Source organism: Alistipes communis (assembly GCF_006542665.1).
In the GTDB taxonomy this organism is placed as follows: Bacteria; Bacteroidota; Bacteroidia; order Bacteroidales; family Rikenellaceae; genus Alistipes; species Alistipes communis.
The window spans coordinates 1,718,943-1,739,722 of record NZ_AP019735.1; the positions used below are offsets into that span (position 1 = coordinate 1,718,943).

Below are 20,780 nucleotides of genomic sequence, written 5' to 3' on the forward strand. Positions count from 1 at the left end.
CAGAGCCGAACTTGTTCGGACTATGCCGAGGCGAGAAAACGAAGAGAGAAACTCACCGTTTTCGTTAAGCCGAGCGCAGAGCCGCGCTTGCGCGAGCTTTGCCGAGGCGAGAAAATTAAGAATGAAATTCACCGGTTTTTGCCCGTTTTTCGCGGGAAATCGTATCTTTGCGGCATTGAAATGCGGGTATCTCCGCAGAAGTAAGTTTGAAAATAAGATTGGGCAGGTATGAATCCGAAGGTTGACAAATGGGTGCGTAAAGCCGGTTCGTGGTGCGAAAAGGCTTGTCCGCAAACCCGAAGCGGGTGGATCATGATCGCGTTGACGGCGGTCGTCATTGTGGCCGGTGTCGTGTGGCTGCTCCGTCCTCGAAGCGAGGCGGTGCACTATCCGATCGTGGCGGTCGAGCCGGTCGCCACGCAGAACGTGGAGATCTACGGCGAGTTCGTGGGGCGCATCCGTGCGCAGCAGTTCGTCGAGGTGCGGGCCCGCGTGGAGGGTTATCTCGAACGGATGCTCTTCCGCGAGGGAAGCTACGTGAAGAAGGGGCAGACGCTCTTCATCATCGACCCCAAGATCTACCGCGCCCGCGTGGACAAGGCCAAGGCGCAGCTCAACAAGGATCGCGCACTGGCCCAGAAGGCCGAGCGCGACCTAAAACGCATCCGCCCGCTCTATGCGCAGAATGCCGCCAGCCAGCTCGATCTGGACAATGCGACGGCCGCCTACGAGAGCGCGACAGCCAACGTGCTGATGAGCGAAGCCGACCTGATGCAGGCGGCCACGGCGCTGGGCTATACCACCGTACAGTCGCCCATCACGGGCTATATCAGCGCCAGCAACGCCGACATCGGAACCCTCGTGGGGCCGGGCGGCAAGTCGCTGCTGGCGACCATCGTCAAGAGCGATACGGTGCGTGTCGATTTCAGCATGACCGGCATGGATTACCTGCGCAGCAAGGAGCGCAATGTCAATCTGGGGCAGAAGGATTCCACGCGCCGCTGGAACCCCTACATCACCGTCACCCTGCCCGACAACTCGCGCTATCCGCTGCGGGGGCTGGTCGATTTCGCCGACCCGCAGGTCGACCCCGAGACGGGAACCTTCTCCGTGCGCGCCGAGATGCCCAACCCCGACCATATCCTGCTGCCCGGCCAGTTCACCAAGGTCAAGCTGCTGCTCGACGTGCGTGAGAACGCCGTGGTCGTACCGTCCAAGGCGATCGTGATCGAGAAAGGCGGTGCCTACATCTTCGTCGTGCGGCCCGACAGCGTCGTCGAAAAACGTTTTATCGAGACGGGGCCCGAGCTGGACAACAAGACGGTGGTCGAACGCGGTCTGCTCTCCGGCGAACGGATCGTCGTGGAGGGTTACCACAAACTCAATCACGGTATGCGCGTCGAGGCGGTCGAGCCCCGGCGCGACAATGGCGTGGCATCCAATTAACGACAGCCTATGAAGAGCGATTTCTTTATCGACCGGCCGGTCTTTTCGACCGTTCTCTCGGTCATCATCGTCATCGTGGGCGTCATCGGACTGGCGCTGCTGCCCATCGACCAGTATCCCAAGATCGTCCCGCCCGTGGTGAAGGTGAGCGCCTCCTATCCGGGCGCCAGCGCCCAGACCGTGACGCAGGCGGTGGCCACGCCGATCGAACAGGAGCTCAACGGTACGCCGGGGATGCTCTACATGGAGTCGTCGTCGACCAACTCCGGCGGCTTCACCGCCACGATCACCTTCGACATCGACACCGATGCCGACCTGGCGGCCGTCGAGGTGCAGAACCGCGTGAAGCTGGCCGAAAGCCGGCTGCCGGCCGAGGTGGTGCAGAACGGCATCTCGGTCGAGAAACAGGCGTCGAGCAAACTGCTGACGATCACGCTGCTGTCGTCGGATCCCAAGTTCGACGAAATCTACCTGAGCAACTACGCGACGCTCAACGTGCTGGACATGCTGCGGCGCGTGCCGGGCGTGGGCAGCGTCTCGAACGTCGGATCGCGCTACTACGCCATGCAGATCTGGGTGCTGCCCGACCGGCTGGCCAATCTGGGGCTGACGGTGCAGGACTTGCAGCGGGCATTGAAGGATCAGAACCGCGAATCGGCCGCCGGCGTGCTCGGACAGCAGCCCATGACCGATCTCGATGTGACGATCCCCATTACGGCGCAGGGGCGTTTGTCGTCGGTGGGCGAGTTCGAGGAGATCGTCGTCCGCGCCAACCCCGACGGCTCGATCATCCGCCTGCGCGACGTGGCGCGCGTTTCGCTCGAAGCGTCGTCCTATAACACCGAGAGCGGTATCAACGGGGGAAATGCCGCGGTGCTCAACATCAACATGCTGCCGGGCGCCAACGCCATGGAGGTGGCCGACGCGGTGAAAGAGGCCATGGAGGAGATCAGCCGCAACTTCCCCGAAGGAATCTCCTACCAGATACCGTTCGACATGACGACCTATATCTCCGAGTCGATCCACCACGTCTATCAGACCCTGTTCGAGGCGTTGCTGCTGGTGATTCTGGTGGTCTTCCTTTCGTTGCAGAACTGGCGCGCGACGCTCATCCCGATCGTGGCGGTGCCGATCTCGCTGATCGGAACCTTCGGCGTGATGCTCGTCTTCGGGTTCTCGCTGAACATGATGACGCTGCTGGGCCTGATTCTGGCCATCGGTATCGTCGTGGACGACGCGATCGTGGTGGTCGAGAACGTCGAGCGCATCATGGAACAGGAACGGCTGTCGCCCTACGAAGCGACCAAGAAGGCCATGGCGTCGCTCGGCGGCGCGCTCATCGCCATGTCGCTCGTGTTGTGCGCCGTCTTCGTGCCGGTGAGCTTCCTGGCCGGCATCACGGGGCAGCTCTACCGGCAGTTCACCATTACGATCGCCGTGTCGGTCATCATCTCCACCGTCGTGGCGCTGACGCTCAGTCCGGTGATGTGCGCCTATTTCCTGCGCCCCGACAACGGACGCCGCAAACCCAAACTGTTCCGGCGTATCAACTACTGGCTGCGGCGCGGCAATACGGTCTACCAGCGAGGAATCCGCGGCAGCCTGCGCCATTCGCGGCGGATGCTGGCGGCCTTCGGCATCCTGCTCGTCGGCATCTGGCTGATGAACCGCATCACGCCGCAGAGTTTCATGCCCAAGGAGGACCAGGGCTATTTCACCGTCGAGCTGGAACTTCCCGAAGGGGCGACGCTCGAACGGACGCGTCGTGTGACGGATCGTGCGATGAAGTACCTGATGGGCCTTTCCGACGTGGAGTATGTGCTCAATGTGACGGGGTCGTCGCCCCGACTGGGCAGCAATCAGGCGCACAGCCAGCTGACGGTGATTCTCAAACCGTGGGGCGACCGTACGTCGGAGAGCATCGACGAACTGATGGAGGAGGTGCGCGACGAGCTGTCGCTCTATCCCGAGAGCAAGGTCTACCTAAGTTCGCCCGCCGTCATCCCGGGTCTGGGTACTTCGGGCGGCTTCGAGATGGTGCTCGAAGCGCGCGGCGACCGCACCTATACCGACTTGCAGCAGGCCGTCGACACGCTGATGTATTACGCTGAGCGGCGTCCCGAACTGGCGGGGCTGTCGTCGTCGATGCAGAGCGACATTCCGCAGCTCTACTACGACGTCGACCGCGACAAGGCGCAACTGCTGGGCGTGTCGATGTCCGATGTCTTCTCGACGCTCAAAACCTTCACAGGTTCGGTCTATGTCAACGACTTCAACATGTTCAACCGTATCTACCGCGTCTACGTTCAGGCCGAGGCGCCCTACCGTGCGCACCAGAGCAATCTCGACCTCTTCCATGTGCGGGGCAACGGCGGTGCGATGATCCCCGTCACGGCCCTCGGTACGACGCACTACACGACCGGGCCCGGTACGATCCGCCGCTTCAACATGTTCAATGCCGCGACCATCTCGGGCGAGGCGGCGCACGGTTACAGTTCGGGACAGGCGATGGAGGCGCTCGAACAGATCGTGCGCGAGCACTTGCCGGCCAATATCGGCGTCGAGTGGAGCGGCCTGTCGTATCAGGAGAAACACGCCAGCGGCCAGACGGGGCTGGTACTGGCGCTGGCGCTGCTCTTCGTCTTCTTGTTCCTCGCCGCGCAGTACGAAAGCTGGTCGGTGCCGGTGGCGGTGATCCTGTCGCTGCCGATCGCGGGACTGGGCGCCTATGTGGGCAACTGGCTCTGCGGACTGGAAAACAATATCTATTTCCAGATCGGACTGGTGATGCTGGTGGGTCTGGTGGCCAAGAACGCCATCCTGATCGTCGAGTTCGCCAAGGAGGAGGTCGACCGCGGCGGCGATCTGGTGCAGTCGGCGCTGCACGCCGCGCGGCTGCGTTTCCGCCCGATCGTGATGACATCGCTGGCCTTCATCCTGGGTATGCTACCGCTGGTCTTCGCTTCGGGGCCCGGATCGGCGAGCCGCCAGGGAATCGGTACGGGTGTCTTCTTCGGTATGCTGGTGGCGATCTCCGTGGGTATCGTCTTCGTCCCCTTCTTCTTCGTGTGGGTCTACCGCATCAAGGATAAATTCAAACGCGTGAGCCATGAAAAGAGATAAGATCGTTTACGGGGCGCTGCTGTGCGGCGTCGTACTGCTCTGCAATTCCTGTATGCTGGGGCGCCGTCAGATCAAGAGCCCCGAACTGGAACTGCCGGCTACGGTCGTGGCCGATGCGACCGATTCGCTGACGATGGCCGACATGGCGTGGTGGAACGTCTACTCCGATTCGACGCTCACGGCGCTGATCGAACGCACGCTCGAACGCAATAAGGACATGCTGGCCGCTTCGGCCCGCGTGCGCCGGATGCGTGCGCTCGGCCGCGTGGCGCGCGCCGACCAGTTGCCGTCGGTATCGGGGCAGCTGGCGGCCGATACCGAGCACAACGATTACGACGGAGAGGCAGCGAAGAATGACCCCGAATTCGACGCCAAGGTCTCGTTGGCGTGGGAGCTCGATCTGTGGGGCAATCTACGCTGGGCCAACCGGAAGGCCGTGGCCGAGTACCTGGCTACGGTCGATGCGCAGCGCGCGTTGCAGATGACGCTCGTGGCCGAAGTGGCGACCGCCTATTATGAATTGGTGGCGCTCGATCAGGAGTTGAGCATCGTGCGGCGCACGCTTCAAACCCGCAAGGAGGGGGTGCGGCAGGCGCGCCTGCGTTTCGAGGGCGGACTGACCTCCGAGACGGCGTTGCAACAGGCGAAGGTGGAGTTGGCCAGTACGGCCACGCTCATTCCCGGACTCGAAAGTCGCATCGCGCTCAAAGAGCACCAGATCGCCCTGCTGGCAGGTGCCTATCCCACGCTGCGCATCGACCGGCAGACGATGGAGATGCATGCACGGCTGCCCGAACGGTTGAAGGTGGGGCTGCCTTCGGAGCTGTTGAAGCGGCGTCCCGACCTGCGGCAGAGCGAACAGACGCTGCGTGCGGCCGAAGCGGCGATGGGGATGGCATCCGCCGACCGCTTCCCGCGCATCACCTTCTCGCTGACGGGCGGTTGGGAGAACGACGACCTCAAAGGGCTCTTTTCGTCGCCCTTCTCCTACGTGAACGGGTCGCTCGTGTCGCCGCTCTTCTCGTTCGGCAAGAAAAAGGCGAAATACAAGGCTGCGCTGGCCGCCTGCGATGAGGCGCGGCTCAATTATGAACAGAAGGTGTTGGAAGCTTTCCGCGAGGTCAACGATGCGGTGGTGACCTACCGCAATGTTCGTACGGCGGCAGCGCTGAAACGCGATTTGCAGCAGGCGGCGCAGAAGTACGTGGAGCTGGCGCAGCTGCAATATTTCAACGGCGTAATCAACTACCTCGACGTGCTGGATGCCCAGCGCAAGTACTTCGACGCGCAGATCGGACTGAGCAACGCCGTGCGCGACGAACACCTGGCGATGGTCGACCTCTACAAGGCGCTCGGCGGCGGCTGGGGCGTCGAACGAGAGTAGTTCCGGCCGATACGGATTGCCTGTCACCTGCCCGCCGAGCGCTGCCGGCGGGCAGTGTTATTTCGTGACGGCGTTCACGAGCGGCCGGCCGTCGAAAAAATCCTTGATATTTTGCAGCGTAGTCTCGGTGATGTTGTGCATCGCCTCGGCCGTGAAGAAGGCCTGGTGCGACGTGACGATCACGTTGGGGAAGAGCAGCAGCCGCGCCAGCGTGTCGTCGTCGATGATCGAGTCCGACCGGTCTTCGTAGAAGTAGTCGCCTTCCTCCTCGTAGACGTCCAGCCCCGCCGCGCCGACCTGCTTGCTTTTGAGCGCTTCGATCAGCGCTTCGGTCTGGATAAGCTGTCCGCGGCCGGTGTTGACGATCATCACGCCGCGTTTCATGCGGGCGATCGAGGTCTCGTTGACGAGGTGCTTCGTCTCGTTGGTGAGCGGGCAGTGGAGCGTGATGATGTCCGAACGGCGGTAGAGTTCGTCGAGCGAGACGTAGGCGATGCCCGTCTCGCGGGCGAAAACGCCGTCGGGGTAGGGGTCGTAGGCCAGAACTTCCATGCCGAATCCGAGCAGGATACGGATGACGATGCGGGCGATCTTGCCCGTGCCGATCACCCCGACGGTCTTGCCGTTCATATCGAATCCCATGAGTCCTTGCAGCGAGAAGTTGCCGTCGCGCGTGCGCCAGCTTGCGCGCGGGATCTTGCGGTTGAGCGAGAGCATCATCGCCACCGTGTACTCCGCGACGGCATGGGGCGAATAGGCGGGTACGCGCACGACGGGGATGTTGAAGGTCCGCGCGGCTTCCAGGTCGACGTTGTTGTAACCGGCACAGCGCAGCGCCAGCAGTCGCACGCCGTTGCGTGCCAGTTCGCGCATCACTTCGGCGTCGGCCGTATCGTTGACGAAGATACACGCCGCCTGCGCGCCGTGCGTGGCGACGACCGTCTGACGGCTGAGATGGCCTTTGAAATAGCGGAATTCGAATCCGAAATCGCGGTTCAGTGCGTCGAACGACTCCTGTTCGTAGGGTTGCGTCCCGAAGAAGGTGACGATGGGTTTCATGGCTCTTGCGTTTTGTCTTGTTGTTCTAACGTAAAACGATGCCGGCAAATTACCTGCCGGAGTCTGAAAATCGGCGTGTCGGAGCCGAAAAGCAGATCTGACGTGAGAACCGTCGATAAGATTGCAGGGAGAATGGCTCGCAGTTCTTTCATTTCATGGGTATGCAGTGCAGAAAAGCGATTCGGATATGCGGGAACTGCCTGTTATCGGCCGGACAAAAAAATCACCGCGACCCGTTTTTCGGGTCGCGGTGATTTTCGAAGATATTCCTTCCGTGGAATTTCGGACGGACGTTATTTGATTTCGATCTGGTGCGAAACCGGCGCGGCCGGAGTCACCTCCTTTTTGGGCAGGTCGATCGTCAGCACACCGTTCTCGACCTTGGCCGAAATTTTCTGGCGGTCTACGTCGTCGGGCAGCGAGAAACTCTGCTGGAACGAGGTGTAGGAGAATTCGCGCCGCAGGTAGGTTCCCCTATGTCCCTCCTTCTTGTCCTTGTCGCCTTCCTTCTCCTCCTTCTCGCTGCGTTTTTCGAGCGAAATGACCAGCTCGTTGTCGGCGTTTACGTTCACCTTGAAGTCCTCCTTCGTCGTGCCCGGAACAGCCAGTTCCACACGGAAGTCCTTCTCGTTCTCGATGATGTTGATCGCAGGCACCGAAGCGTGTTTGTGCTGCATACCCATCCACTCGTCGCCGAAAAAGTCGTTGAACAGACTCGGCAACCAATTCTGATTTCTCATTACAGGCATCATAATTTTGTCCTCCTCAGGTTTATTTGGTTATACATTGTTTTCGTCGTCTCGTGTCCGGAACTTCGTCCCGCCGTTCCGTATGCCGGCGTTCGCTCGTCCCGTCCGGGATTCGACATGCTAAGGAGCAAACCGCGTGCCACTGCCTGCGAGCGGAAATTTTGTCAATTCATGACACGAAATGGCAGCGTGTCGTGCTCTTTTGTCCTGTCGTTGACAGATTGACACGACGAATGACAGCGGGCGACGCATCCGACGTCGCCCGCTGCCGTTTTCGATTCGCCCGCAGCGGTTACTTTTTGGCAGCGACGGTGCGGACGAATGCCGGGTAGATCAGGTTCGTGTAGTTGCTTTTGGTGCTCTCGATCGTCGAGCCGTCGCCGTCGTAGACCTGCTTGAAGGAGACTTCGTAGAGGAAGCAGCCGCGGTAGCGGTTGTTTTTGAGCAGTTCGTAGTAGAATTCGCCCCAGTCGATCAGTCCGCCGGAGAAGGGTTCGAGGTGCTTGTCCTTGGGATCGGTCGGATCGAGTGCGCCCGGGTTCTGCTGGATGTGCAGGGTTCCCAGACGGGTGCCGATGCGGCGGAGCACGTCGAGTGCGTCGCCGTTGCACACGGGGTCGATGTACTTGCCGTTGAGCGGAATGAGGGCGTGACCCGTGTCGAGGCAGACACGTACCTTTTCCAGCCCTTCGGCATCGAGCAGGTCGAGTAGCGAGTCGCCGTCGTAGGCGAGGCTTCGTGCGCAGTTCTCCACGCACAGAATGGCTTTCGTGCCGTGCTGTGCGTTGCACGATTCGATATGGCGCTGCAACTCGGCCAGCGACTTGCGGCTCTGCGCCGTGCGTTCGGCGAAATCTCCGCCTGTCGTGAGGATCGTGCCGGTATTGGGATGGATGACGAAATGCTGCGGGCGCAGGTGTTCGATCGTCAGTTCGATGAGGCGTTTGAGTTTCAGCACGGCCGTTACGCGCGTATTTTCGTTCGTCGACGAGATGTCGTAGGTCTGATAGGGCAGGTGCAGCCCCCAGAAATCGGCTTTCGTCGAGCGGATCGCCTCGCCGCATTCGGCGAACAGCCCGTCGAGCCGCTCGTCGGTCATGTCGGAGGCGAAGACGATCTTGTCGCTGGCCATGATGTCAATGCACATACCCGCAGCCACGGCACGGCGGCAGTTGGCGGCGTTGACCTGATTGATCGAGATGAGTTTGCCCGGTTTGAGTTGCAGGTTCTCGATCGCTTCGTCGGCTTTGCCGAGTTCGGTGGTGGGGGCGACGGGTACGGGTGCGGCGGGCGGATCCGTTTTGCCGCCCTCGTCGCTGCTGCCGCACGATGCATTGAGCAGAAGCGCCGCTGTCAGGAAGAAAACGATGTGTTTCATGATCGGATGGTTCGAAAAACGATCGGCAGGCAGGGACTGCCTGCCGATCGACGGTTATGCAATTCGTTCGTCAGTTCTTGCGGATCGCGATGTTGTCCAGGCAGATGCGGCCGTCCTTGCTCTCGGCGCCCACGCCGGTCGTGTCCCAGCGGATCTGCGTCTCGGCCGTTGCGCCGTCGATCGTGAGCGTGAAGCAGGACCACTTCTTGAAGTCGTCGTTGGCATGTTTGGGACAGTGCGTCGACGTGATGGCGATCGACTGTCCGTCGGCTGCGGGGGTAATGGCCGTTTCGGCCGTCCCTTCCTCGATGCGCACGCTGGCTGTCTTTATGGTTCCCGCGCCCAGCACCTTGACGGGAATATCGGACGTCGAGGCGAACCGCACGGCGTCGAAGGTGAGCGTGATGCTCGTCGGGCCGCTCAGCGCCGTGAGTTTGGGAGTGGTCAGGATCCCGTACATGTTTCCCGAGGAGTTGGCTGTATTCGAGAGACGGATGTAACCCGGGAATTCGAAACAGTGGGCGATTCCCCAACCCGTCAGTCCGCGATTGGCCAGATAGGCCGGCGATGCCTCGCCTTCCGAGGCGATCTTGGCGCCGAAAGTGGTATACGACGCCTCCTTCTCGCCCGGTTCGGTACCGTCGATCAGAGCCGTGTCGGTCGATTGCCCCATACGACCGCTTTTGGCGTTCTTGCCGGCCTGGATCCAGTCGCCGCCGTAGACCATCAGGTCGAAATATTGGGCCAGTATCAACGCGGGATCATCGGCTTCGACGAGTTGCAGGTCGTAGCGGAACGGATCCTGCGTGCAGTCGATGCGCAGGTCGATTCGGGCGTCGGCCGTCAGATTGATCCAGAACTTGTTGAGCGGATCGGAGGCCATGCGGCCCAGGCTGCGGCGAACGTAGTATTCGGCTGCGGGATAGGTGTAGAAGGGGACGCATGCCCGATCGTTGTTGACCGTACCCACGCCGCCGTTGCCGCTGTACGACAGGAAGCCGTAGGGAACGTTCTCGACGAGTATCTCGAACGAATCGGCGGCGCTGACGGAGACCGTCCCCGTGTAGATCTTCGCTTCGCTTTCGGTCAGTTCGAACAGTTCGCCGTTGCTCTTGCGAACCCAGACGCCCTCCGAGGTGTCGACGAGCTGGAAGGTGAGGCTTACCGGTTCCGAATCATTCGAGTCGGGCAGTTGTCCGACGGCGTACATCGTGAAGCGGATCGGCTCTTCGGCGCTGAGACCCTTCTGCGTGACGGAGAGCACGTCGGCGCCGACCTCTGTGAACGATGCGGCTTCGCCGAACTTGTAGGCGTAGCCCGCAGCGCCCTTGACGGCCGGCCACGAGACGACGACGCTGCCGATCTCGTCGCCCTTGACGTAGGTGGGCGCGGGTTGCGGAAGCGTGGGATCGATCTCGAAGTCGATCGTCCGCTCGGCCGAATCGGTCGTGTGGTCGAGATCGCCGACGGCTTTGAGTCGGAAGGTGTGGCCGCCCTCCGCAAGTGCAGTAAGCGTTACGGTGGTCGTGGCTGCGTCGACCGAAGTATAGTCCGCGGCGCCGTCCAGTGCATAGGCGTAGCCGGCGGTCTTCGCGACGGCGTCCCACGTGACGGTCGCCGTCGCCAGTTCGGTGGTGACTTTCAGTTTCGGGCTGGCCAGTTCGATGACTCCCCATCCGTCGTCATCGCTGGAAGAACATCCCCCTCCTGCCAGAAATGCCGCGGCGAGGAGCGTAAGAAACAGATACTTTTTCATAGGTGTGTAGGTTTCGTCGGTTTGAATGTTAGAAATCGGCATGGAAATCGCCGGGGTGCTCCGCCGGATCGGTGAAGACCGTCTGTTCGTACTTGTTGCCGAAGCGGTCGATCGCCTCGACGCGCACGGCCGCAGCGGGGTTTTTGAGCGTGTAGTGGAACATGTGGTCGGACGACTTGCGGTAGCTGTCCGTGTTGTTCAGCAACCCGATATGGTAGGCTACGGTCCATGCGTCGATGTCGGAGTTGCGTGTCATCTGGCCGCTCAGTACGTCGTTTTCGTAGACGTTGACCGTCCACGAGGGATCCCAGTTCCAGATGTTGGCTACGATCTGGTCGGCGCCCGTCTGTTTGAAACGGTATTTGGCACCGCCGACGAAGGTGTCGGAGGCGCGGTAGAGGCGGATCTGGAACTGTTCGTCGTGACGAACCGAACGGTAGGCCCACTCCTCCATGCGGTTGCCGTCGATCCGGTAGAGGCCGAATCCGATGGGCGTACCCTCGGTGCAGACGGTCGAACGCCACCATGCGCCGCATGTGGTGCCCGTGACATGCTCGAAGATCTCCTTGCCGTTCTTTCGGTGGATGTAGTTGATGTTCGAGTGGGTGTGGGCCGACATGATCGCCGCATATTCGTACTGCGACAGCAGATCCAGCACCTCGTCGTAGTATTTGTCCGCATCGGCGTGCGCGCTGTTCGTGCCCCAGCCGCCGCGGAACGGAATATGTACGCAGAGGATCACCATCTTGTCCTTCGGCACGAAACTCAGATCCTGTTTGAGCCACGCGTACTGTGCGGCGGTGAATCCGCCTTCGTAGTCGGCGCTGGCCTTGCAGCTGTGGATGACGTTGTCCATCGAGACCACGTGTACGTCGCCGCGGTTGAACGAGTAGTCGACCGGCCCGAAATAACTCTCGTATTTCGCCCGTGCCGCCTTTTCGTCGGCCGTCGGGAATTCGTGGTCGTGGTTTCCGATCGTGGCGAAGACGGGCACTCCCGTCTGCTCCGGTTGCAGGGCGACGACCATGTTGGTGAACAGCGTCCATTTGTTGTTGACGTGGTCGCCCAGCGTGATGCCGTAGCAGGGAACGCCGGCCGAGGCCGCATATTCGCGGATCTCTCTTCCGGCCTCCTCCTTGAAACGCACGGCATGCGACGCCTCGTTGATCTGGGGATCGCCGATGCAGATCAGGTCGAACCGCTTTTCGGGTGCGGCGAGCGCTTCGAGCGTGAAGTCGTAGCGCGCCGTTCCGGCTTGGAGCCGGGCGAAGAAGCGGGGGAGTTTGTAGGTCTTGTCGACGCTCACCTTGTAAGCCGACGGCAGCGAATAGAAGACGAAGCCCGCGTCGGCGTTGCGCGTGAGTGCGTAACGCCCTTCGGCGTCGGTGGCCGTACAGGAGTATCCGTCGCTTACGACCACCCCTTCGACGGAATTGCCGTTCGTATCCTTGATGTAGCCGTAGGTGTCGCCGTCGGCGGGCGTTTCGGTATTGCCGTCGTCGCCATTGCCGTTCGATTCGTTTCCGCCCTCGTTGTCTGAGCAGGCGGCGAAAGCGGCGAGCAGCAGCACGAGCAATGCGCGGTTCAGGTATTTCAGTATCGAAGTCATATCAGCATGTTTGAATCGGTTATTCCGCTGCGAAACCCGCGTAGCCGGGGTTTTGCGTGATCTGCGGCAGGGCGATGCGCTCGCTTTCGGGAATCGGCCACAGGTAGTCCTTCATCGGGTCGAAGGCCATGTCGATGAATTTGCGCAGGTTGATCTTCTTTCCGTCGAAGGTATCGCCCTTGTAGGTCACGTGCCAGTTTTCGTCGATCGTAGGAATGGCGTTCGACATCGAACCGTCCGATGCCGGAGCGTAGAGCGTTCCCGAAATCACCTCTTCGGCAATGCCCCAGCGTCGGATGTCGAACCAGCGGAATCCTTCGTTGCACAACTCGACCATGCGCTCGTAACGCAGTGCCGAACGCAGCCCGTTGCGGTCCGATACCGTCAGTACGGGCATGTGGGCGCGGCCGCGGATGGTCTCGATGTCGGCTTTGGCGACGCCCAGATCGCCGCCCGCCCATTCGATGTTGGCCTCGGCGCGGATCAGGTACAATTCGGCCAGACGCATGAGCGGATAGCTCAGCGTGCAGACCGACTTGGTGCCGAATCCGTTGTTGGTCCTGTACTCCTCGATGTCGAGGTATTTGCGCCACAGATAGCCGCAGGGGCCCTTCGATCCGTTGGCGCCGTACTCCGACTTGGTGCCGTAGGCCTCCGAATTGGCCACCAGCACACCCTCCTCCTTGTCGTTGTAGTTCATGATCTTCTGAACCGAGGGGTTGGTTTCGAACTGCATTCCCAGCACGCGCGAACCCGGCCGCACGCAGAAGAGGTCGAGACGGGGATCGCGGTTTTTCCAGGGCTCCTTGTAGTCGAACAGCGGCGATTCGGCGATCGATTTGCCGTCGGTGCACTGGATCGCGTCGATGAACATCTGCGTGGGGCTGAAATAAGAGCAGCCTCCGGCGATGCGCGGTGCGGCGTAGTATCCGGCGTTGTGCTGGTTGCCCGATATCATGGCGTTGTACTGCAAGGCCCAGATCCATTCGTCGCTGTTGGCGTGGCCGCTCAGGCCGAAGAGGTTCGTCGCACTGGGTTCGCCCTTGGTGTAGTCTTCGCCGCAGAAGCGCGTATCGTAGGGTTCGAGGGCGTAGCCGGCATCCTTGGCCAGCGTGAGCGCCTTGTCGGCATATTTGGCGGCCTCTTCGAAGAATCCCCAGTTCAGGCAGATGCGGGCTTTGAGTCCGTAGGCGCCCACGCGGCCCAGACGGGTCGAGCCGTAGGTCGCCTTGTTGTGCCGCAGCGGCAGGAAGTCGAGCATCTCGTCTTTGAGATCCTCGTTGAGAATCTTGTCGATGACTTCGGCGCGCGGCGTGCGGGTATAGCTGTCGCCCAGCCCCAGCACGTGATCGATGTAGGGAATGTCGCCGTAGAGCTGGCAGCCCCATTCGTAGACGTAGGCGCGCGTGAGCAGCAGTTCGGCCTTGTACATGTTGTACTCCTGTTCGCTCATCAGATCGCGCACCTTGTCGATGCCGTCGAGCACGAGGTTGGCGCGGGCCGCGGTCTTGTAGATGTTGTTGTAGACCTTTTCGACCCATGCGTTGTCGGTGGGAAGTTTCGACTGCTGCTGGTAGTTGTAGTTGGCGGCGTTGAGACGCGATGCGCCGATGTCGCTGGCGTTGTCCTGGATGCCGGGGAAGGGCGTCGAGGAGGCGTCGATCAGCGTCAGACCCTTGTAGGCGGCGAATACGCCCGCCTCCACCTCCGCTTTGGATGCGGGGAAGGTCAATGCGTTCGGGCCGTTGAGATAGCTCTTGTCGAGCGAGCAGCCTGCGGCGAGGAGTCCGCACAGCGCTGCACCTAATATGATCTTTTTCATGGTTGGTTTCCGCATTAGAATTTGAGATCGAGTCCGATCGTGACGAGTTTTACCTGGGGATAGTTGTTCGCCGAACCGAGTTTGACGAGGTCGAAATCGCCGCTGGCGTCGCCGTCGTAACCCACTTCGGGATCGTAACCGTCCCAGAAATTGGTAGCCGTGAAGAGGTTCTGCGCGTTGACGTAGACGTAGGCCGATTTGAGTCCGATCTTGCGCATCCAGCTTTTGGGCAGGTCGTAGCCGAGCTGGATGTTTTTCAGACGCAGGTAGGCGGCGCTCTTCATCCAGAACGACGAGTCGTACCAGTTGTTCTTGTTGGCGCTCGTCAGACGGGGCGTCACGCCGCCGGGATTCGCGGCGCAGGCGAAGTCGATGTGCTCCTTGCGGAACGTACCGCCCTGGTTGCTCGGCATGACGTAGTAGGTGTTCAGATAACCGTCCGTCTTGCCGACGCCCTGGAACAGCATGCTCAGGCGAAGCCCCTTCCAGCCGAAGTCGAGATTGAGACTGTACGTGTAGCGGGGGATCGTGCTGCCGACGATGGTCTTGTCGTTTTCGTCGATCGTGTTGCTGCCGTCGATGTCGGCATAACGGATGTCGCCGATCTGAACCGTCTCCTTGAATTGCGGGCAGTTGGCGTTAACCCAGTCGGCCTCCTCCTGCGTGCGGATGATACCGAGGCTTTCGAGGGCGTAGATGCTGCCGATCGAATAGCCCTCCTGATTGCGCAGTACGCCGCTGGTCGAGGTTTTGCCGCGCATGTCGACGATCTCGTTCTTGACGTCCGAGACGTTGGCCTGTACGCCGAAGGTGAAGTCGCGCCAGCGGTTGTTGTACCCGATGCTGAGTTCCCAGCCGGTGTTGCGTACCTTGCCGGCGTTCTGGTAGGGGGCGTTCAGACCCACGCCGGCCGGAATGTCGAGTTTCATCAGGATGTCGTCGGTGTTCTTGCGGTACCAGTCGGCCGTGATGTTGAGTTTCGAGAAGAGCGTGACGTCGACGCCCACGTCGAGCATCGTCGTGGTCTCCCACTTGATGTCGGGGTTGGCCAGCGTGTTGAGCGTTACGAGCGACGCCGGCGTGCCGTTCATCGAAATATGCCCCAGCGCGAGGTTCGGCGTGGTGGGATAGTAGCTGGCCGCATCGCCGCCGGCGAGGTTCTGGTTACCCAGCGTTCCGTAGGATGCACGGATTTTCAACCCGTCGAGGATGTGCTTGGCGTTCTCCATGAACGGCTCCTCCGAGATGCGCCAGGCGCCCGATACCGACGGGAAGTAGCCCCAGCGGTTGGATTTGCTGAAACGCGACGAACCGTCGATACGCAGGTTGGCTTCGAGCAGGTAGCGCTCCTTGAAGTTGTAGTTCAGACGGCCGAAGTAGGATTGGATGGCCCATTCGTAGCGGTGGCCGCTGTTGTCCATGTTCTCGATCTCGCCCACGTCGATCTGATCGTAGTCGGGGTAGTTGAAGACCTGTCGGTAGGCCGAAAGGTACTTGTAGTCGTAGGTGTTGCGTTCGGCGCCGAGGATGAGTTTCAGGTCATGGCCGCTGAAATTCTTCTTGAAGGTCATCAGGAAGTTGTAGTTGCCGTAGAAGGCGCGCGATCCCGATTCGGTGAGCGTGGCGTAGGGAGTGGAGGTGAGCGTGGCCGTACCCTCCATGTCCTGATAGGTCGTGACGGGCTTCTTCCAGTTGTGTTTGTTGGTGGTCGCGTAGCGCGGCGCCAGCATTCCTTGCAGCGAGAGCCATTCGACCGGTTCGTAGGTCAGCGTGATCGCCCCCGACAGACGCAGTGTATTGTTCTTGTTCTGGCCGCCTTCGAGCATCAGCGCTACGGGGTTGTTGCCTTGCAGGCCCAGGCCGTTGTAGAGTCCCGTCGAGAACTGGTTGGGGATGTCGGCCGAACGGGTGTTCATGTAGTTGAAGATCGTTCCCTGGTAGGGCGACGAGCGGCGGTCGCCGTTCGAGAACGAGAGATCGAGTTTCATCGACAGCTTGTCGTTGAACTTGACGTCGGCGTTGTTGCGGAACGTGTAGCGCTGGAAATCGGTAGTCTCGATGATACCGTTCTGATCGACATAGCCCAGCGTGGTGAGCATCCGCACGCGTTCGCTGCCGATGCCGAGCGAAACGGTGTGGCTGTGCGAGAGGCCCGAGCCGGTGAGGACGGCATCCTGCCAGTCGGTATTGGGATAGAGGTCGGGATCCTTGCCCATGTTCTTGCGGTAAAGCGCCATCGACTCGTCGTCGTAGGTCGGGGCGTTGCCGTCTTGCAGGTTCATGGCGTTGGTCAGCTCGCGGTATTCGAGTGCGTTGACCGTTTCGGGCAGGTCGGTAGGCGACTGCCAGCCGACGGTTCCCTTGTAGGTGACGGTGAAGCGTTCGGTCGAGCTGCGTTTGGTCGTCACCAGAATGACGCCGTTGGCCGCGCGCGAACCGTAGATCGACGACGACGCTGCGTCTTTGAGGATGGAGATGGATTCGATGAGTACGGGATCGACGCTGTCCAGACTGCCCTCGATCCCGTCGATGAGCACCAGCGGGGCGGTCGAGCTGCCGCCGAACGAATTGATACCGCGGATGCGGATGGCACCACCGTCGGCACCCGGGGCGCCCGACGGCGTGGTGACGGTCACGCCCGGAGCCATACCCTGCAAGGCGACCGATGCCGAAACGACCGGACGCTTTTCGAAGGTCGAGGCATCGATCGTCGATACCGAACCCGTGACGTTGACTTTTTTCTGGGTGCCGTAACCGACGACGACGACATCGTCGATCTGTTCGCTGTCGCTTTGAAGAGCGATCTCGTAAAAGGTTTTCGAGGTGACCTCTACGGTCGCTTCCCGATACCCGATGTAGGAAACCGCCAGTTGTTGGCCTTGGGAGGCGTTTACGGTAAATTTACCTTCGGTGTTGGTCGTAGTTCCCCCCCCCTCGGGCCGGGCATTCTGCATGACGATTACGGTCGCTCCGACCAGCGGCGCCCCTTCCGCATCGGTGACGATTCCGTTCACGGCGGTCTTTTGGGCGAATGCGACTACACTGAATGCAGAGAGACCGACTGCCAGCAGCAGTCTCGTTAACGGGTGTAGCAGTTTTTTCATTGGTGTAAGGTTAAATGGTAAGTGTTTAAGTTGGATTTCTTTCGTCCGTTTCTCGCCATGGCATAGCTCGCGCAAGCGCGGCTCTGCCCATTCGGCTTAGCGAAAACGTTGAATTTCTTTCGTCCATTTCTCGCCTCGGCAATTCGAGCAGGCTCGATTGCACTCGGCTTAACGAAATGGTTGGGTTGTCGTTCGAACAAGTGGGTCGAGAAGCGATCCGGCCGGGCTGCCCGACCCTCGGATCAGAGATTCATGCGGTGGTTCATTCGTCGGGTTTCGTTTTTTTGAAAGTTTTAGGTTTGGTTGTCTACGGCCGTTTTTCCGCCTCGGCATAGCCCGAATTTCACTTGGTTTTGCGTTCGGCTTAACGAAAACGTCGTTAATGTTAACAAAAATAAATAAAGAATTTGTTTGTTGCAATACTTATCGAAAGAAAAAGATCATTTTCTATCTTTTTCGGAGTCGGGTATTTGGTTTTGATCGGAAACGGAATTCGTCCGGAGCGGCACGAGCCGTGGCGGGAAATGCGGAAAAATGAATAATGAAATCAGGGTTGCGAGCAGCCGGAAAGAACACGGGCGGCGAGGTGTCGCCGCGCCGCCCGCTTTGCCGCCGTCGGACAGACGGATTACAGCGTCAGCTCGATCTGCGGATGGTCCTGTTCGGAGTACCACATGTTCTCGACGGTCAGGCGCAGCGGCCTGTTCTGCGCAACGGTGGTCGTGACGGTCGAGAAGGGGTTGAGGATAAACGGATTCTGGCCCGGAAGCCGCAGAACGTACTGCACCGAGCTGTTGTTCGTCAGGCTCACCGTGCGGCGTCCCTTCGCATCGGTGTGGAGCACGCTCGTGCGCACCGATGCCGTGAAGAGGTCTTTCAGCAGTTGTTCGTCGCCGGCGATCGTACCGAACGAGTAGGCCAGCGTGCGGCGCGCCTCGATGGCTTCGCGCAGCGCTTCGAGCGTGTTCTCCTTGGCGAAGATCAGCGTCATGTTGCGGCGGTGTCCCTGTGCGCGATAGGTTTCGGTCGCCGAGTCGTGGATGTCGGTGTTGGCCGAGACGAAGAGGTTTTTGGCGTGCGCCCGCGAAATGGCCTTGGGGTAGAACTCGCCGCCGTTCATGATCTCGATGCCGTCGATCAGCCCTTCGCCGTAGGCCGCGACCTCGAATTCGGGGTGTTCGAGACTTTTGCGGCGCCAGCCCGGGTGGTTGTGCATCACCAGCGCCCCCTGCGCCTTGGCGTTGCGCAACGATTGCAGGGCGTCGGCGGCGTAGATCGCGTTGTTGTCGGTGGTGAAAAGCGCGTTGTAGTGGCCGTAGGCGATCGGTTCGCGGGTGATTTCCGCGCCCGGAATGATCGTGATGCCGTACTTCGCGGCCGTCTCCTGCGCCAGCTTTACCGGGAAGTTCAGGTCGGACCGGATTCCCTGCTCGTCGGCCGGTTTGGCGATGATGTTGTAATTGACAGGTTCGGTGCCTTCCGGAACGTAACCTTTGAGGAAGTTGAGCATCTTGCCCTCGTGGCGGCGGTACTCCACGTGTTCGGTGATGGCCAGCACGTCCAGACCGTCGTACCACGCTTCGCGGACGCGGAATTCGGGCGTGCAGTCGCCGTCCGAGTAGATCGAATGGGTGTGCAGGTCGGCCTTGTAGACGGTGTAGCCGCCTACTTCGGGCAGTACGAACTCGACGCGCTGCGGGGCGATGCGCAGCGAGTGGCGCGTGATGTCGGGATTGGCGGAGTCGGTGTAATAGTGTTGTCCGGTCGCGGTGAACGTCGCCGTCAGGGCAGCGCAGAAGAAGAGAAGTTTTTTCATGGCATAGTAGTTATGGGTTGTTCTTTGCAAAGATAAGAAAAAATTCGAAACGATCCGGATTCCGGATCGTTTCGAATGGGAATGAGAAAGGTCTCTCTGCGATTTCCGTCTTTTCGTCCCCTATCCGCAGGGCGGCGGTTCATCGCCGTGTACGGCGGAACGCATCTCTTCGAGACGTGTACGGCGGCTCCGGCCGGCGGCGGGTCGCGGGCCGGGGCGAATCGTTGGAACCATTTCGTTAAACCGAGCGCAGAACTGAACGCAGTTCGGGCTATGGCGAGGCGAGAAATGGACGAAAAAAATTCAAGGATATTCGTCTCCGGTGGGATTCATGAAACAGGGGAGTATCCGCGTCGCGGATACTCCCCTGTTTTTGCGTATTCGGGGCTCGGAACTACTTCGCGAAGCCCTTGCCGATGGCCAGAAAATCTTCGGCTTTGAGCGCTGCGCCGCCGATCAGACCTCCGTCGACGTCCTCCTTGGCGAAGATCTCGGCTGCGTTGGACGGTTTGCACGACCCGCCGTAGAGGATCGGGCACTCCTCGGCCGCTGCGCCGAACTTGGCGGCCAGCACCTTGCGGATGTAGGCGTGGATCTCCTGCGCCTGCTCGGCCGTCGCGGTCTTGCCCGTGCCGATGGCCCATACGGGTTCGTAGGCGATGACCAGCTTGCCGAACTGTTCCGGCGTGAGGTTGTAAACCACCTCTTCGATCTGCGCCTTCACCACGTCGAAATGTTTGCCGGCCTCGCGTTCGTCGAGGTTCTCGCCTACGCAGTAGATCGGAACGAGGTTGTTGGCATAGGCCTGCTCCATCTTGCGGTTGAGCGTCCCGGAGGTCTCTCCGTAGTACTGGCGGCGCTCCGAGTGGCCCAGGATCACGTACTTGCAGCCCAGCGCCGCGATCATCGACGCGGCTACTTCGCCCGTGTAGGCCCCTTTGGCCTCGGCGGCGCAGTTCTGGGCGCCGACGGCGATTCCCGTCCCTTCGAGCGTCTTGCTCACCTCCGACAGGTGCGTGAAGGGAGGACATACGATGAACGACACGCAGTCGCATACGGTGTGCTTGCCTGCTGCGACCTGCTTGGCCAGTTCTACGCCTTCGGCAGGCAGGGTATTCATTTTCCAGTTGCCTGCTACGATCTTCTTTCTCATTGCTGTGATTTTTTAAGTTTATGATTGTAACGGATGATTGTCAGGTATCCCGCCAGCGCCGAGACGACGATGAAGAGCAGCAGCGATCCCCACACCCGCCGTTCGAACGGCGCGCCGTACCAGAGCAGGACGGCGCCGGTCACGGCCGGCAGGATCGGGAAGCTGTTGACCCACCATGTCACGGCGAAGGCGTTGAGCACCTTCGTGCGCTTGATGACGTCGACGGGCAGGACGATGAAGCGGACCCAGTACCACCCCAGCAGTGCCAGCAGCACCCAGCGTGCCGTCGCCGGTGCGATCCAGCCCCGCAGGGCCAGCAGCGTGGCGGCGACCGCCGCGGCGGCCAGTGCGAGCAGGAGTTTGCGTGTACGGTCCATCGTC

13 protein-coding genes are annotated in these 20,780 nt (G+C 60.6%); 3 read left to right on the forward strand and 10 right to left on the reverse strand.

From position 1 onward, the window contains the following. Window positions 1-312: 312 nt before the first annotated feature. The 3 genes from FMF02_RS07130 to FMF02_RS07140 are packed head-to-tail and all read left to right on the forward strand — an operon-like array spanning window position 313 to window position 5,953. Window positions 313-1,446 carry an efflux RND transporter periplasmic adaptor subunit gene (locus tag FMF02_RS07130; RefSeq protein WP_019130467.1) on the forward strand — a complete coding sequence of 378 codons (1,134 nt, stop codon included), beginning with the start codon at window positions 313-315 and terminating at the stop codon, window positions 1,444-1,446. Between the two features lie 9 nt (window positions 1,447-1,455). Then, entirely contained in the window at window positions 1,456-4,569 is a 3,114-nt protein-coding gene (locus tag FMF02_RS07135) for an efflux RND transporter permease subunit (RefSeq protein ID WP_019130466.1), read from the forward strand. Further along, window positions 4,556-5,953 carry an efflux transporter outer membrane subunit gene (locus FMF02_RS07140; protein ID WP_141412634.1) on the forward strand — a complete coding sequence of 466 codons (1,398 nt, stop codon included), beginning with the start codon at window positions 4,556-4,558 and terminating at the stop codon, window positions 5,951-5,953. Before FMF02_RS07135 ends, FMF02_RS07140 begins: the two co-directional genes overlap by 14 nt. Before the next feature lie 57 nt (window positions 5,954-6,010). On the opposite strand, the gene FMF02_RS07145 is transcribed toward FMF02_RS07140, so the two are convergent. The 10 genes from FMF02_RS07145 to FMF02_RS07190 form a co-directional block, all read right to left on the reverse strand. Beyond that, complete coding sequence (locus FMF02_RS07145) at window positions 6,011-7,012, reverse strand: 2-hydroxyacid dehydrogenase (protein ID WP_019130464.1); 1,002 nt, start codon at window positions 7,010-7,012, stop codon at window positions 6,011-6,013. Between the two features lie 293 nt (window positions 7,013-7,305). Then, window positions 7,306-7,764 carry an Hsp20/alpha crystallin family protein gene (locus tag FMF02_RS07150; RefSeq protein WP_141412635.1) on the reverse strand — a complete coding sequence of 153 codons (459 nt, stop codon included), beginning with the start codon at window positions 7,762-7,764 and terminating at the stop codon, window positions 7,306-7,308. Window positions 7,765-8,053: 289 nt separating this feature from the next. Next, window positions 8,054-9,139 carry a sugar phosphate isomerase/epimerase family protein gene (locus FMF02_RS07155; RefSeq protein WP_141412636.1) on the reverse strand — a complete coding sequence of 362 codons (1,086 nt, stop codon included), beginning with the start codon at window positions 9,137-9,139 and terminating at the stop codon, window positions 8,054-8,056. A gap of 70 nt (window positions 9,140-9,209) precedes the next feature. Then, window positions 9,210-10,895, reverse strand: a complete 1,686-nt coding sequence (locus FMF02_RS07160; protein WP_141412637.1) for a hypothetical protein — start codon at window positions 10,893-10,895, stop codon at window positions 9,210-9,212. Between the two features lie 28 nt (window positions 10,896-10,923). Beyond that, window positions 10,924-12,504, reverse strand: coding sequence for a calcineurin-like phosphoesterase C-terminal domain-containing protein (locus FMF02_RS07165; RefSeq protein ID WP_141412638.1), 1,581 nt, complete (start codon window positions 12,502-12,504; stop codon window positions 10,924-10,926). Window positions 12,505-12,523: 19 nt separating this feature from the next. Next, window positions 12,524-14,326 (reverse strand): RagB/SusD family nutrient uptake outer membrane protein, encoded by a 1,803-nt coding sequence (locus FMF02_RS07170; protein ID WP_019130459.1) that lies wholly within the window; start codon window positions 14,324-14,326, stop codon window positions 12,524-12,526. Window positions 14,327-14,340: 14 nt separating this feature from the next. After that, the gene (locus FMF02_RS07175; protein WP_141412639.1) at window positions 14,341-17,430 is read right to left on the reverse strand and encodes a SusC/RagA family TonB-linked outer membrane protein; all 3,090 of its coding nucleotides are present in this window, start codon (window positions 17,428-17,430) and stop codon (window positions 14,341-14,343) included. A 628-nt stretch (window positions 17,431-18,058) separates the two neighbouring features. Next, window positions 18,059-19,246: a PHP domain-containing protein gene (locus FMF02_RS07180; RefSeq protein WP_141412640.1), complete on the reverse strand. Its 1,188-nt coding sequence runs from the start codon at window positions 19,244-19,246 to the stop codon at window positions 18,059-18,061. Between the two features lie 394 nt (window positions 19,247-19,640). Then, window positions 19,641-20,399 (reverse strand): triose-phosphate isomerase, encoded by a 759-nt coding sequence (tpiA, locus tag FMF02_RS07185; RefSeq protein WP_141412641.1) that lies wholly within the window; start codon window positions 20,397-20,399, stop codon window positions 19,641-19,643. Continuing rightward, window positions 20,396-20,776, reverse strand: a complete 381-nt coding sequence (locus FMF02_RS07190; RefSeq protein WP_019130454.1) for a hypothetical protein — start codon at window positions 20,774-20,776, stop codon at window positions 20,396-20,398. The genes tpiA and FMF02_RS07190 overlap by 4 nt, the downstream gene beginning before the upstream one ends. Window positions 20,777-20,780: the final 4 nt, after the last annotated feature.